General features: G+C 40.9%; 17 protein-coding genes and 2 pseudogenes. 5 read left to right on the top strand and 14 right to left on the bottom strand.

Annotation, left to right across the window (positions count from 1 at the left end):
• Positions 1-337: 337 nt before the first annotated feature.
• From rny to rpsT, 8 genes and pseudogenes are all read right to left on the bottom strand, one after another.
• Positions 338-1,911, bottom strand: a pseudogene (gene rny / locus AC0L6R_RS04570) (ribonuclease Y).
• A gap of 67 nt (positions 1,912-1,978) precedes the next feature.
• Positions 1,979-2,265 (bottom strand): annotated as a pseudogene (locus AC0L6R_RS04565) (cell division protein ZapA).
• A gap of 1 nt (position 2,266) precedes the next feature.
• Complete coding sequence (locus AC0L6R_RS04560) at positions 2,267-2,788, bottom strand: phenylalanine--tRNA ligase subunit beta-related protein (RefSeq protein ID WP_473270112.1); 522 nt, start codon at positions 2,786-2,788, stop codon at positions 2,267-2,269.
• A complete protein-coding gene (locus AC0L6R_RS04555; RefSeq protein ID WP_473270111.1) occupies positions 2,721-3,236 on the bottom strand; it encodes a hypothetical protein in 516 nt (171 codons plus the stop codon). The genes AC0L6R_RS04560 and AC0L6R_RS04555 overlap by 68 nt, the downstream gene beginning before the upstream one ends.
• A 91-nt stretch (positions 3,237-3,327) precedes the next feature.
• A complete protein-coding gene (gene pheT, locus AC0L6R_RS04550) occupies positions 3,328-4,977 on the bottom strand; it encodes a phenylalanine--tRNA ligase subunit beta (RefSeq protein ID WP_473270110.1) in 1,650 nt (549 codons plus the stop codon).
• A gap of 118 nt (positions 4,978-5,095) precedes the next feature.
• On the bottom strand, positions 5,096-5,713 hold the full coding sequence (locus AC0L6R_RS04545) for a DUF1684 domain-containing protein (protein WP_473270109.1): 618 nt from the start codon (positions 5,711-5,713) through the stop codon (positions 5,096-5,098).
• Between the two features lie 106 nt (positions 5,714-5,819).
• Positions 5,820-6,515, bottom strand: coding sequence for a RadC family protein (gene radC / locus AC0L6R_RS04540; protein WP_283414468.1), 696 nt, complete (start codon positions 6,513-6,515; stop codon positions 5,820-5,822).
• A gap of 96 nt (positions 6,516-6,611) precedes the next feature.
• Positions 6,612-6,866, bottom strand: a complete 255-nt coding sequence (rpsT, locus tag AC0L6R_RS04535; protein WP_057937416.1) for a 30S ribosomal protein S20 — start codon at positions 6,864-6,866, stop codon at positions 6,612-6,614.
• A 381-nt stretch (positions 6,867-7,247) separates the two neighbouring features.
• On the opposite strand from rpsT, the gene AC0L6R_RS04530 reads away from it, so the two are divergent.
• Both AC0L6R_RS04530 and AC0L6R_RS04525 read left to right on the top strand, forming a co-directional pair.
• Entirely contained in the window at positions 7,248-8,021 is a 774-nt protein-coding gene (locus AC0L6R_RS04530) for a zinc dependent phospholipase C family protein (protein WP_473270108.1), read from the top strand.
• Positions 8,022-8,131: 110 nt separating this feature from the next.
• A complete protein-coding gene (locus AC0L6R_RS04525; RefSeq protein WP_473270107.1) occupies positions 8,132-8,503 on the top strand; it encodes a four helix bundle protein in 372 nt (123 codons plus the stop codon).
• A 131-nt stretch (positions 8,504-8,634) separates the two neighbouring features.
• Here the strand turns inward: AC0L6R_RS04525 and AC0L6R_RS04520 are convergent, their stop codons facing one another.
• Entirely contained in the window at positions 8,635-9,951 is a 1,317-nt protein-coding gene (locus AC0L6R_RS04520; RefSeq protein WP_473270106.1) for a pyridoxal phosphate-dependent aminotransferase, read from the bottom strand.
• A 439-nt stretch (positions 9,952-10,390) separates the two neighbouring features.
• Positions 10,391-10,597, bottom strand: a complete 207-nt coding sequence (locus tag AC0L6R_RS04515; protein WP_473270105.1) for a hypothetical protein — start codon at positions 10,595-10,597, stop codon at positions 10,391-10,393.
• A 361-nt stretch (positions 10,598-10,958) separates the two neighbouring features.
• Here AC0L6R_RS04515 and AC0L6R_RS04510 point away from each other — a divergent pair, with 361 nt between their 5' ends.
• The 3 genes from AC0L6R_RS04510 to AC0L6R_RS04500 all read left to right on the top strand — a co-directional run bounded on the left by AC0L6R_RS04510 (position 10,959) and on the right by AC0L6R_RS04500 (position 13,756).
• Complete coding sequence (locus AC0L6R_RS04510) at positions 10,959-12,005, top strand: sulfatase-like hydrolase/transferase (protein ID WP_473270104.1); 1,047 nt, start codon at positions 10,959-10,961, stop codon at positions 12,003-12,005.
• Positions 11,948-12,421: a hypothetical protein gene (locus AC0L6R_RS04505; RefSeq protein WP_473270103.1), complete on the top strand. Its 474-nt coding sequence runs from the start codon at positions 11,948-11,950 to the stop codon at positions 12,419-12,421. The genes AC0L6R_RS04510 and AC0L6R_RS04505 overlap by 58 nt, the downstream gene beginning before the upstream one ends.
• A 117-nt stretch (positions 12,422-12,538) precedes the next feature.
• Positions 12,539-13,756, top strand: a complete 1,218-nt coding sequence (locus tag AC0L6R_RS04500) for a metallophosphoesterase (RefSeq protein WP_473270102.1) — start codon at positions 12,539-12,541, stop codon at positions 13,754-13,756.
• A gap of 267 nt (positions 13,757-14,023) precedes the next feature.
• Here the strand turns inward: AC0L6R_RS04500 and AC0L6R_RS04495 are convergent, their stop codons facing one another.
• The 4 genes from AC0L6R_RS04495 to AC0L6R_RS04480 form a co-directional block, all read right to left on the bottom strand.
• The gene (locus AC0L6R_RS04495; RefSeq protein WP_473270101.1) at positions 14,024-14,866 is read right to left on the bottom strand and encodes an IS256 family transposase, variant Zn-binding type; all 843 of its coding nucleotides are present in this window, start codon (positions 14,864-14,866) and stop codon (positions 14,024-14,026) included.
• The gene (locus AC0L6R_RS04490; protein ID WP_473270116.1) at positions 14,800-14,982 is read right to left on the bottom strand and encodes an IS1/IS1595 family N-terminal zinc-binding domain-containing protein; all 183 of its coding nucleotides are present in this window, start codon (positions 14,980-14,982) and stop codon (positions 14,800-14,802) included. The genes AC0L6R_RS04495 and AC0L6R_RS04490 overlap by 67 nt, the downstream gene beginning before the upstream one ends.
• Before the next feature lie 225 nt (positions 14,983-15,207).
• Positions 15,208-15,486 carry a Txe/YoeB family addiction module toxin gene (locus AC0L6R_RS04485; RefSeq protein ID WP_473270100.1) on the bottom strand — a complete coding sequence of 93 codons (279 nt, stop codon included), beginning with the start codon at positions 15,484-15,486 and terminating at the stop codon, positions 15,208-15,210.
• Positions 15,483-15,734: a type II toxin-antitoxin system Phd/YefM family antitoxin gene (locus AC0L6R_RS04480; protein ID WP_473270099.1), complete on the bottom strand. Its 252-nt coding sequence runs from the start codon at positions 15,732-15,734 to the stop codon at positions 15,483-15,485. Before AC0L6R_RS04480 ends, AC0L6R_RS04485 begins: the two co-directional genes overlap by 4 nt.
• Positions 15,735-15,825: the final 91 nt, after the last annotated feature.

Genomic DNA, 15,825 nt, shown 5'->3' with positions numbered 1-15,825 from the left:
CACGTTATCTAAGGTGATCTGCCACTGGTTTATACCAAATGTAAATCGGTCTGCGAGACATGCTTACTTGCAAGGCAGGCATAGACCAAGGTTTTCCTTGCGCAGTGGTCTGTATCCCACAGACCTAAACTTTAATTGTTCAGTGAAGCCTTCCTATCTGCAATGCAATCACATGTCATTTAGACTGAAAAGTTTCGGCCGTGAGACACTGGCCGAGGTGACAAAAAATGGCAGCCACTTTTCAGCAACTGCCATTTAAATTAAATATTCAAACAGAAACACAGCACCAAGCCGATGTTCGCTACTCCCGTCTTCCGTCTTCTGTCTTCCTGCTCCTTTATCTAGCGTAATTGACAGATCTCATTTCTCTGATTACTGTAATCTTGATCTGACCTGGATACTGCATTTCCTTTTCTATTTTCTGGGAAATATCAAAAGAAAGCTTACCTGCGGTAGAATCATCTACATTATCTGCATCTACTAAAACCCGTAGTTCACGACCTGCCTGCATTGCAAAGCATCCATTCACCCCGTCAAAGCTCAAAGCAAGCTCCTCAAGGTCTTTCAGACGCTTGATGTAACTATCCATAACTTCGCGTCTTGCGCCTGGCCTTTCGCGCCTGATATCGCATCAGAAGCCTGCACAATCGGCGAGATCATGGAAGTCATTTCAATTTCATCGTGGTGAGCTCCGATTGCATTGCAAATCTCAGGATGCTCTTTGTATCGCTTCGCAAGCTCCATACCCAACACTGCGTGTGGAAGTTCCTGCTCCTCACGCCATACTTTCCCGATATCGTGAAGTAAACCTGCACGCTTCGCCATCTTAGCATTCAAGCCCATCTCAGCAGCCATGGTAGCACAAAGCTTTAGCCACTTCTCTTGAGTGCTGCAAGAGGTGCTCCACCATAGGAAGATCTGTATCTCATACGTCCTACCATTCTGATCGACTCTAGGATGCAAACCGTGAATACCAAGATCTATACAAGTTCTTTCGCCAATCTCGACGATTTCCTCTTCTATATTCTTTTCAGTTTTAGCAACAACTTCTTCGATTCTCGCTGGGTGAAGGACGCCGATCCTGCACCAATCTATGAAGTGAAAGTCTATAAGCTACCTCTCTCTTACCGGATCAAAACCAGAAATAATAATTGCTTCTGGCGTATCATCAACGACAATCTCCACACCTGTAGCTGCTTCCAGCGCACGGATGTTTCTTCCTTCTCTACCGATGATTTTACCTTTGATATCATCACTTTCGATGTTGAATACAGACACGCAGTTTTCCACAGCATGCTCGGTTGCTGTACGCTGTATGGTATCCAAAACGATTTTCTTCGCCTGCTTGGTAGCTGTAAGTTTTGCCTCGTCAAGAATGTCTTTGATCTGGGAAGAGGCTCTGGAATTAGCTTCCTCGGTAAGCATAGTCACCAATTGATCACGAGCTTCTTCACGGGTAAGATTAGCAACTTTTTCAAGGTCTGAGATACGCTGATTCGTTACTCGATCGAGTTCCTCTTTTTTGATTTTTAAAGAATGTAATTGAGCATTTAAGTTCTCAGATTTACTATCCAATTCTGCTTCTTTTCGCTTCACCTGCTCCAATTCCTTGGAAACCTGCTGCTCTCTTTGCTTAACTTTATTCTCGTTGGTGATGATAATATTCTTCTTATTATTCATCTCCTCATCAAACTCAGATTTCAGCTTGAGGTACTTTTCTTTTGCTTCTAGAATTCTGTCTTTCTTGATAGACTCAGCGTTGATCTCAGCTTCTCTGAGCATGGATTTCACGCGTTCCCGAGTCTCTTCTTCTAATTTTGCGTTTTTATTTTTTATCAATGCGCCAGCAATAGCGGCTCCTGCACCAGTCCCAACAAGGGCTGCGAGGACAATATATAGTATGTCTCCCATAGGTATTTTGGATATAATTAGACCTTCGGGAATCTGAAAAATCTCCTGATTTCTGTGTTATAAATAATTACAACGCCTTAGCTAGCAAGGCGTTAATATGAGAAATACTGGATTTAATATGCTCTGAATCTTCCGTGTTCACTTGGTTGGTTTCTAACGATTCCACCATGCAATCGAAGGCTACCATCGCCAGCAAAGTCCTGGTGATCGTCCAGTCCGTACTCCTCTTTATACTTTCTTAATTTTTCATTAATCAGCTTGCCCAGCATGCCGGATTTTGGACTCGTCCTCGATCTTCACGCGCATAGGATATTCTCTATCCCCTATTTTTAATCTGATGGCAAGTGTCTCCATATCACTCAGATAAGTAGGTGATTAAATGATCGATTTCTTGTATATAATTATTGATTAGTTCACTCATTTCAGTTGACTGTTCCGGATTCACCGGTTGGTTGTCTACAATGTTACTAATTTTAATTTTATTTTTAAAATGTTCAATTTCCTGCTCTTTTTTATCCAAAGCCGTACTTACTTCTGATAATTTTTGTTTCAATTGCTGATTCTCCTCACTGATCTCAAGCAATTTAGTACTCGCCTGTAGCGCTAGTTTCTCTAATTTTTGCAGTTCCTCTTGAATCATTTCTATGTTCTTATCAAAGCGCCAACCTGCTTTTTCAAAGGCTTGAATCAATTTACTCATAGTTTTGTCAATTACCTTATCAGTTAACGTATTTTCCTGACATCCTGTAAGCTGAAAACTTAATGCATATGCCTTTTTGCCTGCATCAATTTTATCACCTTGGTACACATCAAAAACTCCAATTCTTTTCAATAATTTTCCACCAAACTTTGTGGCTACCTGTTTTGACCTGATCATAGCTCACTGTTTTGTCTATCACCAAGGAAAGATCTCTGCGTACTTCAGGGAATTTTGAGATCTCCTCAAACTTCTTCAAACCTGTAGCTTTTTTGCAAAGCAGATCCCAGTTCAAATCAGCAAACCACACTTCCTGTCTCACCTCTGCCTGCTTCAAAATCTTATCGTCCAGCAAGCCAATTGTCGCCAATTCCTTCTGACCAAGCATGATTTTCAAACCATAGGCATAAGGCGCAGTTTCAATCATAGAAAGATCGCCTGCCTGTACATTCAGCTTTTCCAAAATAGCTTCAACCGTAGAATAAATGTCTGCGAAAGCAAATGCCTTGGTTGGCTCCAACCAGCTTTCGGCAGTCTTTTTTCCCGTTAGGAAAAGAGAAAGTCTCCTGCTTTCTGAATATCCTTCCTCAGCCTTATGATAAACGGTTCCAAACTCAAAGTATTTCAAATCGGTCTCGACGACGGTTTATATTTCTCGCTCCAACACCTCCAGCCCGGAGATAAAGCAAACTTTGACCGCAACGCATCTCGATCCTCCGCTAAGCTTTGTTGTAAATAACAACATTGTCTTTTGGATCAAGGAAGCCCGACTTCTCAGCATAAGTCGACTTGGTCAAGCTATTGGTAATCATCTCGTAGTAGCCCTGACCAGTTAAAATCTCGGTCAGACGATACTGTAATTTATTCAGATCCTTCACAGGATGTTCTGCGAGGTAATCCGTTCTTAGGTTTTCGGAAAGCTCCACATTGTGGAAACCGTAGATTCTTAAAATCTCTTCGATGATATCGGCTTCCCGAGTTACATCCACTCTATATGGCTTGGCAGTGGCTGTAAAGCCCTCTGCCGTTTCATTTTCTACGTTGATCTCCAGGCTTTCTAAGATCGATTTCACCTGAGCAGGTTCAATTTTCTTTCCAATCAGACGATTGATATGACCGTAATTCACGTCAATCACGAAATCCTCGATCGGCTCTGGATAGATATCAATCAGCTCAGAGCTCACTTTTCCACCAGCAATTTCCTGCAACAGTTTAACCGCCATTTTCAGCGCATAAACTGGCATATTAGGATCAGTTCCTCTTTCGAAGCGGAAAGAAGCGTCTGTCTTCAAGCCATGAAACTGGGATCCTTTTCTCACGATATCGGGAGAAAAATAAGCTGACTCCAGGAAAATGGAAGTGGTGCTATCAGAAACCCCAGAATCTTCTCCACCAAAAACTCCAGCGATGCACAGTCCACCTTTTGGATCTTTAATCATCAATTCCTCCCCGGAAAGTTTGCGCTTTTTTTCGTCTAAAGTCACAAATTCTGTATCCTTTGGAAGCTTGCCAACGATGATTTTTCCTTCGGAAATTTTCTCTGCATCAAATGCGTGAAGAGGCTGACCCAAATCATGCAAAATGAAATTGGTGATATCCACCACATTATTGATTGGCTCCAAATCCAATGCCTTCAGGAAATTCTGAAGCCAAGCGGGAGAAGGCCCAACTTTCAAATCGGTAACCACCACTCCGGCGTAACGTGGGCAATCAGTCGTGTTTTCAACTTCCACCTCAATCACAGGACCAGAAGCCTCTAGGTTCAATTCAGGCGCAGCATCGATCACTAAATCCTTTCCCAAGAGTGCTTTCAAATCTCGCGCAACTCCTAAATGGGAAGCTGCATCTGCACGGTTTGGCGTTAAACCGATTTCCAACACCTGATCCTGACCAATTTCAATGTATTCTGAGGCAGGAGTACCATTTGGCAAGTCCGTATCCAAAACCATAATCCCGGCATGGCTAGACCCTAGGCCTAACTCATCCTCAGCGCAGATCATCCCTTCGGAAACCTCGCCTCTGATCTTTGCTTTTTTGATCTGGAATGAATCTCCTTCCGATGGAAAAAGTGTAGCTCCAACCGTTGCAACCAATACCTTTTGGCCTTTGGCCACATTTGGTGCTCCGCAAACAATCGGTGAAATTCCAGTTCCAATGTCTACAGTGGTAATGCTTAATTTATCAGCATTGGGATGCTTTTCGCAGGTCAACACCTCTCCAATCACAATGCCTTCAAGACCTCCTTTGACTGAAACAAATTCTTCTATTCCCTCCACTTCCAAACCAGACTGCGTCAGCAAGGCGCCGATTTCCTCTGCAGATTCGGTATGAGGGATATATTTTTTTAATCGATTTATCGAGATTTTCATTCGTAGTACTAAATAAAGCAAATCAGAATTGACCTGCGTGATAAACAAAAGGGGTTCGAAAACCCCATTTTATTCAATAATGCGTACAAATTTAAGAGATTTGAGCTAGGCAAAAAGGCTATTTCTCGTAATTTTTCTCCCCAACTGGAATTGGGATGTCCAGTAAATTTTCTTTAGGTGGCAGCGGGCAAGCATAATCGGGATTATAGGCACAATATGGATTGTATGCCAGATTGAAATCTATGGTGATGCTATTCTTCCCATCCTGACGGGCGTTGATATAACGTCCCCCTCCATAGGTATCCACTGCACTGGTTTCATCTGCAAATGCCAAAAAGAAATTTCGCTTATCCGGTTCATTAATCGCTTGGAGCAGCAAGAGCTTCTCAGCCTTGCCATTGATTTCAAATTCAGCCCAAGAGTGCTCTATGTATTTCTCCTTGGTCCCATCCGTAAGCGGAACTTCTCTTACCTTCCTGTCTTCTATGGCCACCATCCTTGCCTTCACCTTGTAGGTTGGGTCCATTGGGTAAAAATTCAATTTGGTAAAAGAAGCCTTCTGCTCATCTGTAAGAGGTGATTCGAAGTTGAAGCGGATAAACTTGAATTGTCTTTCCCGCTCAGCCTCTATCTTTTCAATGTAATCTTCAGGAGATTCAGCACTCGTCAAAGTGTAAACAACTGCAGCAAAAACCACCACTGAGATAATCAGAAGTATAATTGTATTGTTTTTCATCTGTTTATAATTGACTTTTTAAAGCCATATGCAATAATAATTTCCAAATAATAGCGAGCTAAGCTTTTCAGAACAATCTGATTGAAGCAGGCTATTTCCAAAGGAATTAGAGAATGCCATCATCGGCGAAGCTAAAGTAGCCACTATCTGTAAAAATCACATGGTCAAGTACAGGCAAATCTAATTCTCTGCCTACTTTGACCAAACGCTGAGTCAGCCGCTTGTCTTGTTCAGAGGGGCTTAAATTACCACTAGGATGATTATGAACTAATATTATTGACTGAGCCAAGTGCTCCAAAGCTATCTTAAAAACGATTTTAGGATCAACTACGGTCCCTGCAGTACCACCTTGGGACACTAGGTACTTTTTCATCACCTGATTACCTCTATTCAATAGAATCAAATAAAAATACTCAACCTGCTCATCGAGTAACTCTGGGCGCATCAGATCATAAATATCCTGCGAGCAGGTAATCTTAGGCTTTACCACAGGTTCTGAATCCTTCCTCCTACGAGCCAATTCCATCGCAGCAATGATTGAGATGGCTTTTGCTTCCCCTATTCCCTTGAATTTCTTCAAATCCTGGATTGAGAGTTTTGCCAAAGCACGTAGATCATAATTGACATTGCCAAGAATGTGCTTAGAAAGATCCACTGCACTCACAGAAGGAGTACCTGATCCAATCAAGATTGCAATAAGTTCGGCGTCGGTAAGCGCAGACCTACCCTTGAGAAGCAGCTTCTCTCTTGGACGATCTTCTTCTGCAAGCTGGGAAATTTTGATAGAGGAGTAAGAATCCATAGCAATCCATTAAAAAGTGAGCTATGAATTTAATTACTTCAGGGCACAAAAAAAACCCTGACAAGCAGGGTTTTAGAGAAATAAAATCTTGTAGAATTAACCTAGAGCAGAAACGAACTTGGCCAATCTTGATTTTTTGTTACTTGCGTTGTTCTTGTGAATCACATTCTTCTTAGCCAACTTGTCCAACATAGATGATACTTTCTTGTAAAGTTCAGAAGCTTCTACTTTATCGGTAGTTGCTTTCAATCTTTTGATGAAAGTTCTAGTTGTTTTAGCCTGATATCTGTTTCTCAAACGCTTAGCTTCGTTAGCACGAATTCTCTTCAGAGCTGATTTGTGATTTGCCATATCTTAATTATAATTGAATTTCTTTACGTGTCCCTATTCCGAATCGGAGTGCAAAGTTATTGTAATTTATTAAATCTGCCAAAGGAATTTTAAACATTCCCTATCAAAGCAGTCCTTTTCAAATCCAATAATTTGGCAAAACCATCGTTTACGGGGCAAATATACCGATTATACATTCATTTATCTGCCAAAGATTTTGATTATTTTTAGGTATGAAATTTTTTCAAGCTCTCATTTTTTCTGTGACTTTGATCTCAGCTACCTTCGCCAGCCTGGGGATTTTATGCGCATTCTTTAATAAATAGACTTGCTGTCTTTTCTCTTCCTGAGGAAATGATCGGCTTTTACAAACCTCATATACAATACATTACCGAGAACGCCGTGAACCCAGACCGCAGACGATATGCAGTGGAAGGAGAAGCGGAGAAGCATTACATAGACTTGGATTATTATGGTGATTCTGCTTTGCAAATCCTACCAAAATATTGGAATGAGGCGGTAGAAAAATTCACCGAAGACAGCTTGAGAATGAATGGAATCGGTCCTTGGTCTGCCTATTTCACTTTTCTAAACCTTACCAAAGCTTTCGAAACCAAGAATTCTACTGCCATCTTAAGGCTCTCCGCAGACTTGGGGCATTACATAGGTGATTTGAATGTGCCGCTCCACACCACGGTGAACTATAATGGACAGCTTACGGATCAAGTAGGAATCCATGGGTTCTGGGAAAGTCGCATTCCTGAGCTTCAGGCAAAAGACTATCCGCTTTGGGTTGGGCAGGCGGAGTATGTTGACAAACCACAATTGGCACTTTGGGATGCTGTAGCAGCTGCACATGCACAAGTTGACAGTGTATTGGCAATAGAAAGAGAATTGACAAAAAGCTTCTCTCCCGACCAGAAATACAGCTACGAAGAACGGAACAACTTAACCGTTCGTGTTTACTCCAGAGAGTTCACCGAAGCTTATGCACTTGCTTTGGACAGCCAGATCGAGCGACAAATGAAAAAATCTATCAAGATGATAGCTGATTTTTGGTTTACTGCCTGGGTTAATGCCGGGCAACCTGATTTATCGGCCTTTTCAAAGGAATCGGTGGAGGAAGAAGTTATTGTTCAGGACTCTAAAATCAAGACAAGAGAACATGATAATTAGTTTTCAGTCGCAGTTTTCAGTCGCAGGGATCAGTGCCCAGGTATTACGAGGGTATTTAGGTAACGAAATGGTTAATAAAACAAAATTTTCATGCTAAAAAATTAAACCTCATGGACTACAAAGACCTTTTGGCATTCAAAAAAGGATTTGATTTAGCTATGTGTATTTTCCACATTTCCAAAAACTTCCCAAAGGAAGAAAGATATTCTCTAACGGATCAAATTAGAAGATCAAGTAGATCTGTGTGTGCATGCATAGCTGAATCATATAGAAAAAGGCAATACCCAGCTCATTTTAAATCTAAGCTCAGCGATGCTGACATGGAAAATAGCGAGACCAATGTTTGGCTAGACTTCTCTCATGCATGCGAATATATAAGCGATGAAACTCATATAGAACTCACCCAAAAAGCAACAGAAGTTGGGAAACTGATAAACTATATGATGTTGAATCCTTCCAAATTCGGTGTCTCCTCGAAATAATCCCTCAGTCTGCCAGTACAACTGAAACCTAAGATGCCATCTAAGGTTGATCTCTATGACTGAAAACTGAGACTGACCACTGTAACTGCAAAGTGGGACTGATCACTGCGACTGATCACTGCAACTGCCTACTAAACTTCCACTTCCGACTTCAAATACCTCCTAATCGCCTTCCCAAGTCTCCTAAATGTATTCTTAAACACTTCCTCATTCTCCTCCAAAAGCGTCACTCGGAAACCTCTCAAATCTGAGCAAAAAGAAGAAATAGGAACCACGCAAATCTGCTCGGCGGCTAATAGATTATATACAAAGCGCTTATCCAAAGGCATGTTTTTCTCCTCCAGCCAAGAATCCAGCAAACTTTGTAATTTCTCATCTTCAATCGGAAGAAACTGATCTTCTTTCAATACTCCCTCCTCAAATACAATAGTATTATAGAAAGCTCCTTGAGTAGGATTAAATTTGATTCCAGGAATATCCCCCAAAATCTCACTCATCCACTCACTTCGCTTGCCAATTTGGGCATTTGCTTCTTCCCTGTACTTGAAGTAAGCTGGATGCTTCATGATTTTTGGGATAGCTAGCTGCGGCAAGATAGTAGAGCAAACCTCTATCATCTTGGCATTTTCAAGTGTCTGGCAGAGCTTGGAGAATTCTTTGGAAGATTCCCGGTTATAAAATTCCATCCAGCCACAGCGTGAACCTGGCCAAGGGAATTCCTTGGAAATCCCTTTCAGTGAAATTGCAGGTCTGTCACCGATTACTTCGGCAAGTGGAACAGCTGTAATTCCGTTGTAGGTAATATTCTGATAAATCTCATCGGTGATAAGCAGGAGATTAAACTCCTCAGCTATTTTCACAAAAGCCTCCAAAACCTCCCTTGGATACACCATTCCTGTTGGATTATCAGGATTGATTATCAAGATTCCAACGATTGATGGATTATAACGGACCTTTAGATACAGGTCTTCCATATCCGGAAGCCATTGATTATCTGGGTCAAGTTTGTAGGTAATTGGGGCAGCATTGGCATGAGCAGCTTCAGCAGAACTATGGGTACTGTATGCCGGAGATGGACCGATAATTCTTGCCGTAGGGATCAAAAATTGATACAACTTTGCGATAGCATCACCCAAGCCGTTGAAGAATAAAATATCCTCTGCTGTGATTTGGGTGCCGCCTCTTTCATTATTCAGATTAGCAAGAAATCTCCGGGTTTCCAGCACTCCTTTGGAGTCCGCGTAGCCGTAAGTTTTATCCTCTTTCAATAAATCAGCGATAATCTCTTTCATCCAATCAGGCACATGATTGCTCTTTTGGATAGGATCGCCGATGTTTTCCCATGTCATAGAATAGCCCAAGGCCTCGACCTGACGCGCTTTCTTCACTATACCACGAATCTCATAGGTCAATTCTTCCGCTCCGGATCTTAGGAGTTGCTGTCTCATAGGTCTATTAGGCTGAATGCAAAATAATTCGGGTGTAAAGAAACAAAAAAGAGGAATGAAAGTATCGCAAAGTGTAGAAATACTTAAATATATGGTCGACCATAAAAATCAAAATCAGCATAATTCATTCGCTAACTCTGCAGGAAGACCGCGGAAGGGAGACGGAAGCAGCTTGAATGTATTTTTTAACCGATAACACATTAATTTACCCTTTTGATGGGATAAACTATCTATCAAAAATCAAGATCGATTCCTCTCCCTTTGCAAATAAGCATTCAAACAAAAGGTCACAGCTCCTTTTACAAGGACCATGGCCATAAGCCAATTTGGAACGGGAAAAAGCACCACAAGCTTCACCAAGGTCAAGAGTATAATTAATACAAAAGGCAAGCCATATAGGCGCTCTATAGGCTTTTACTCATCGCTTTAGGTGCATTTTTTATAAGACAGGTGGTTTTCCTTTCCTATTCCTATACAATCCACTTACTATTAAAATTCCTTGAGAAAGGACTATACAGCCCATGGCGATAGCAGAAAAATTGGGATCATCGTCGGGCATAAATCCCTTTCGATAAATTGAAAATCCTCCTAGTCCAAGAGCCATGGCAATCAAACCCAGATGTACGAACATAATTCCTCTACTCATGTTTTTGATTTTTTTTGATCTCCCAGTAAAATATCAACTGGCCGAAAATCAAGCCTAATCCAGTGACAAGCAGTAGGGCAAACGCTGTCCATTCTGATTTTTGAAAAGAGCTTATCAGCCCAATCGAAACCAGCACCAAAAAGAAACTTATAAAGACCAAAGGAATTTTTGCCATAACTTTAAATTATAAATTTTTCTTCAAAAACTTAGTTTTAGCGACACATATACTGTTACTAATTTACTTTTAGAAATTACACTCTAGGGCAAAAAACCTAAATTAAACCATCGATATAAAATCGAAGTTCATAACTTCAATTTTGTATTATCATTGCCACTTTCAGTATAAGAAGAAATCCTTGAAATGAAAAATATTTTCACATCCATTTTCCTTTTAGTACTTGTACTTAGGCCAATAATTTGCCAAGCCACAATTGACTCACTTTCTAACCCTGCCAAGGCAACACATTACAATTTGGTTTTGATTGTAGCTGATGATTTAGGCTATGGAGATTTAGGTTTCACAGGTAGCACTCAGATCAAAACACCTCATATCGATCAACTTGCAGCCGATGGAGTCACCTTTACTCAAGGCTACGTTTCTTCGGCAGTTTGTAGTCCTTCCAGAGCTGGATTTATCACAGGAATCAATCAAGTTGAGTTTGGGCACGACAATAATCTAGGGGGAGTTGAACCTGAATTTGACCCTGAATACAACGGGCTTCCGCTCACCCAACAAACCTTAGCTGATCACCTGAACAAACTTGGCTATGTGAATGGCTTAATTGGAAAATGGCACTTGGGAAAAGAGCCACAGTTTCATCCCCTGAAGAGAGGTTTTGATGAGTTTTGGGGATATACAGGCGGTGGACACGATTATTTTGAATCATTGCCTGATGGAAAGGGATACAAAGAACCTTTGGAAAGCAATTTCAAAACTCCAGACCCAATCACCTATATAACAGATGATGTGGGCAACGAGAGTGTGGATTTTATCACTCGACATAAGGATGAGCCATTTTTCCTTTTTGCCGCATTCAATGCTCCACATACACCCATGCAGGCATTGGAAGAAGACTTGGCGTTGTATCAACACATTGAAGATAAAAAGCGCCGCACTTATGCTGCAATGGTGCATCGATTGGATTTGAATGTAGGGAAAATCATGAAATCACTCGAAGATCAAGGCCTGAAGGAAAACACCTTGGTGGTATTCTTCAGCGATAATGGCGGACCAACGGATAGTAATGCTTCGATCAATGCTCCTTATCGAGGACAAAAAGGAATTTTATTGGAAGGCGGAATCCACGTTCCTTTTGTCATGAATTTACAGCTGGCTTGCTGCCAAAAAACATGGTTTACCATGAGCAAGTCACTTCACTGGATATTGTCCCTACATTTCTTGCTTTAGCTGGAGACAAAGAAACCGATAGGAATATGTTTACCGGAGTTGATTTAATGCCTCACCTAACAGGAAAAACTGCTCCACTTGCCAATCGGGAGATGACTTGGAAATTCACAATCAGCCGAGCTATTCGGGAAGGCGACTGGAAACTGGTAAGTATTCCAGACAGGATGCCAATGCTTTACAATCTGTCTGATGACCCATCCGAACAAAACGATTTGGCATTGAAGAATCTCGACAAGACTGCTTACTTATTAAAAAAACTTGGGATTTGGGATGTAAATCTACCTCATCCTATATTCTTAGAAGGAGCTGTTTGGAAAAAACGACAGTTGGGATTGTATGATCATAACTATCAGGTGACTCAGCCGAAACAAAATAGACCCAGAATCAAAAATGGAGACTGGGCCTTTCATCTTTGAAGTATAAATAATTGCATCTAAGTCAACCAATAACCTTTTCTTTTGCGTAAAGGGGTTATCCTAGTTCCCCTTAGGTTTTAAATTATCTGGCAAATCATCTTATAATTCCTCTTTCTATTGCTTCGTATTATAATCCTCCTAGTCTTTGTTTTCCTCATCGACTGGTATTCCTATCAAGCTTTCGCAACCCTATTTCCGGCGCAAAACTGGATTAAGATCGGCTTTTGGATCTTCTCTATTTCAGTTTACGTTTTTGTCGCCTACGGTTTTCTGACCTTCAGCCGTAGTAGCCCCACTCCCAACTTTGGTAGAGTAATTTCCTTGCTTGTGCTGTCGCTGATTCCAAAGTTGATCATTCTGGCATTTCTATTTGGAGAAGATCTCGTCCGCTTTTTAAGCGGAACCTATCAATCCCTTACCGGAAACCGTGAAGGGGATTTTCTAGCTGATCGCAGAAAATTCATCAGTCAAACGGCATTGGTTCTTTCTGCAATTCCTTTTTTAGGAATATTGCATGGCGTATTAATAGGCAAATACAGATACCGTGTAGTAAACCATACCCTGGAATTTGACGACCTACCTGAGGAGTTTGATGGCTTTACGATTACGCAGATTTCAGATATACACTCTGGAAGTTTTGACAATAAAAAGAAGCTGGAATATGGCGTTGAGTTAATTAATGAGCAAGGGTCAGATGTCATCCTATTTACTGGAGATCTGGTGAACAACCAAGCAACAGAAATGGAACCTTGGATTGAGACTTTCAAAAAGCTGAAGGCCCCTATGGGTATTTACTCCATCATGGGAAATCATGACTATGGAGATTACGTTTCCTGGCCAAGCAAGGAGGCCAAAGAGGCTAATATGCAGCGCCTATATGAAATCCAAAAAGAATTGGGTTTTACCCTCTTGCGCAATGAAAATATCAAGCTTGAACGAGGAAGCGCAAGCATAGACCTGATTGGCATAGAGAATTGGGGAAAGGGATTTGGGCAATATGGAGACCTGAAGAAAGCTACAGCAAACCTCAGCGACCAAAGCTTTAAAATCCTGATGAGCCACGACCCTTCCCATTTTGATGAGCAGGTGAAAAATTTCTCCCAATTTATCCACCTCACCTTGAGTGGACACACCCACGGAATGCAATTTGGAATCGAGATCCCTGGCTTTATCAAATGGAGTCCGGCTTCTCTTCGCTACCCGAAATGGGCTGGACTGTACGAGGAACTGGGTCGTTACCTACATGTCAATCGTGGATTTGGATTTTTAGCCTTTCCGGGAAGGGTCGGGATCTGGCCGGAGATTACTGTTTTGGAGTTAAAGAGGAAGAGGTAGCGTAGGCTTGAGGGTATTTTTAGGAAAGATCAGTATGAAGCTTTGCTTGAGTCCTGGCCTTTTACCTACCCGACAAGAGGGAGTTTTTTTTGGCCAAGTTAAACGGTAATGTGGCCAAAAATAGTTGGTGTTTTTGGTTTAAATATTTCATATAATTCCTTGCCGTTTTGAAGAGGACTTAAGCTCTGCTGAGGAGCAACTTAACAGCAATAGAAACTGCCAAGTGGAATGAAGGGTCTCCTAGATTGGGAGACCTTTTTTAGTGCTTCATTCTTCTTGTTTTATGGCTAGGAAAACCTTCTTCCGCTTTTCGTTTTTGAAGTACAAATACCACTTTAGGAAGTTTTTTCTGTTTGTTGTAGAAAGGCCTCTGTGGATGGCCAGATTATTCTTTAGATGAACAAAAAAAGACTCTAGGCCGTTGGTTGATTTTGGGATTCGTGGATTGTCCAGGTATTCAAACAGATGAGGTAAAGCAGTCCTAAGGACAGAAAAAGATCTCCTCAATAATTTGTGGGTATACCAATATTTTCCAGTGAGAGGGTTTACTGTTTTTTGATGGGTGTACTCATGGTATGTTTTATCCCAGGTAGCCAATCCTAGTAACCAATAGCTCAATTCCTCCTTGGTTTTGATTAGATGGAGTTTGGATACAATTCTTCTCAATTCTTGGCCAGCAAGGCTCTTAGGTTTACTGGAGAGCCATATTCGACACATTCGTTGGACATGGATTACGCATCGCTGCAGGGTAATGTTGGGACAGACAACACGGATGGCTTTCAGCAAGGCACGATGCCCATCACAGGTAATAGATTCAATATTCACTCCAAGGGAAAACAGGTTTTCCAAATCTTCTTTCAGTTCCTCATACTTTTCTCCGTTGGTCAGGCGGTAGAGTTGTGTGAATTTAACGGTATTATCACGATACAATACCAGACATAAATCACGACTGAAATAGGTGCCATCTATGAGCAAATTTACCTTCTCGGAGGGATAGACGCTCAGCTTGGGTGGATGACATAAACAACTGACGAAATAGCGCTCTAAGGTCCGTTTACTGTAGCCACTCTCATCACTAACTGATCCAAAGTCCTTCTTCCTACTACCCATTTGTAAAACCAGATAAACCGATTGGAGTCTGCTACTCCGGTATTAGATGCCGTAAAAAGAATGCCGCAGTTTTTACATTTATATCGCTGCTTCCCTCCTTGTTTTCCCCATTTAATTGAGTCTAAAAAGCCACATGCCCAACAACGCTTTTTTTGAAGTTTTCATAAAACAAAAGAACCTTATTGAAACGCATTTGAATAAGGTTCTCGTAAATAATTATATACCAGTTAATTACAGGGGTTTTACCAACTATTTTTGACCATTATATCAGTTAAACTGGCCCAATTATAAAAATGTGAGATTCAATACGACTATTAAAAAATAAACAGTCGCAAAAGACCTTATTTATCGTCATAATGTCCATAAGCACCTAAAACTGTCACTACAATCTTTGAACCATCGATGAGGTACACAAGTCTGTGTTTTCTATCAATCCTTCTCGACCAGGTGTTCTGCTGATAATATTTAAGTTTTTCTGGTTTGCCTGTACCTGTTTCTGGGTGCTCCTTAAGTTCTTGAATTAATGTGAACACCTTTTTTAGGAGGGATTTGTTACCAGTTTTTTTTAGTTTCTCAATATCTTCTAATGCTTCTGGAGTGAAAACAATCTCAAAAATCATAAACCTAGCAATTCCTTCAGTTGATCGTCACTTAACTTAACGGTTTTGCCTTCATTGTAGGACTGAAGGCTTTTTGATATCCGCTCTTGAATTGCAGGATCATCAAAGAAGCGATCATTTTTCACCTTATTTGAAATCTCATAAATTTTATCATTGCCTCTCTGAATGATAACCCGCTCATTTTTATCAATCAAATCCAGGTATTTTTTGAGATTTTGGCGAAATTCTCTAGTGCTTACTACAACCATGGTTTCAAATATTTGTGTACACAATAAGATACACAAAGATAAGCGTTAGAGTTCAAAAATTGATCTGAATAGAATTGGTTTTGCAACTGTT

This window comes from Algoriphagus sp. 10J20-15, assembly GCF_055809615.1.
This window is presented reverse-complemented; position numbering and strand designations above follow the sequence as displayed.

Excerpts from the sequence above, each read along its gene's own strand:
- AC0L6R_RS04560 (WP_473270112.1), bottom strand. The coding sequence starts at position 2,788 with ATGATCAGGTCAAAACAGGTAGCCACAAAGTTTGGTGGAAAATTATTG.
- pheT (WP_473270110.1), bottom strand. The coding sequence starts at position 4,977 with ATGAAAATCTCGATAAATCGATTAAAAAAATATATCCCTCATACCGAA.
- AC0L6R_RS04545 (WP_473270109.1), bottom strand. The coding sequence starts at position 5,713 with ATGAAAAACAATACAATTATACTTCTGATTATCTCAGTGGTGGTTTTT.
- radC (WP_283414468.1), bottom strand. The coding sequence starts at position 6,515 with ATGGATTCTTACTCCTCTATCAAAATTTCCCAGCTTGCAGAAGAAGAT.
- rpsT (WP_057937416.1), bottom strand. The coding sequence starts at position 6,866 with ATGGCAAATCACAAATCAGCTCTGAAGAGAATTCGTGCTAACGAAGCT.
- AC0L6R_RS04525 (WP_473270107.1), top strand. The coding sequence starts at position 8,132 with ATGGACTACAAAGACCTTTTGGCATTCAAAAAAGGATTTGATTTAGCT.
- AC0L6R_RS04520 (WP_473270106.1), bottom strand. The coding sequence starts at position 9,951 with ATGAGACAGCAACTCCTAAGATCCGGAGCGGAAGAATTGACCTATGAG.
- AC0L6R_RS04515 (WP_473270105.1), bottom strand. The coding sequence starts at position 10,597 with ATGAGTAGAGGAATTATGTTCGTACATCTGGGTTTGATTGCCATGGCT.
- AC0L6R_RS04510 (WP_473270104.1), top strand. The coding sequence starts at position 10,959 with ATGAAAAATATTTTCACATCCATTTTCCTTTTAGTACTTGTACTTAGG.
- AC0L6R_RS04505 (WP_473270103.1), top strand. The coding sequence starts at position 11,948 with ATGGTTTACCATGAGCAAGTCACTTCACTGGATATTGTCCCTACATTT.
- AC0L6R_RS04495 (WP_473270101.1), bottom strand. The coding sequence starts at position 14,866 with ATGGGTAGTAGGAAGAAGGACTTTGGATCAGTTAGTGATGAGAGTGGC.
- AC0L6R_RS04485 (WP_473270100.1), bottom strand. The coding sequence starts at position 15,486 with ATGATTTTTGAGATTGTTTTCACTCCAGAAGCATTAGAAGATATTGAG.
- AC0L6R_RS04480 (WP_473270099.1), bottom strand. The coding sequence starts at position 15,734 with ATGGTTGTAGTAAGCACTAGAGAATTTCGCCAAAATCTCAAAAAATAC.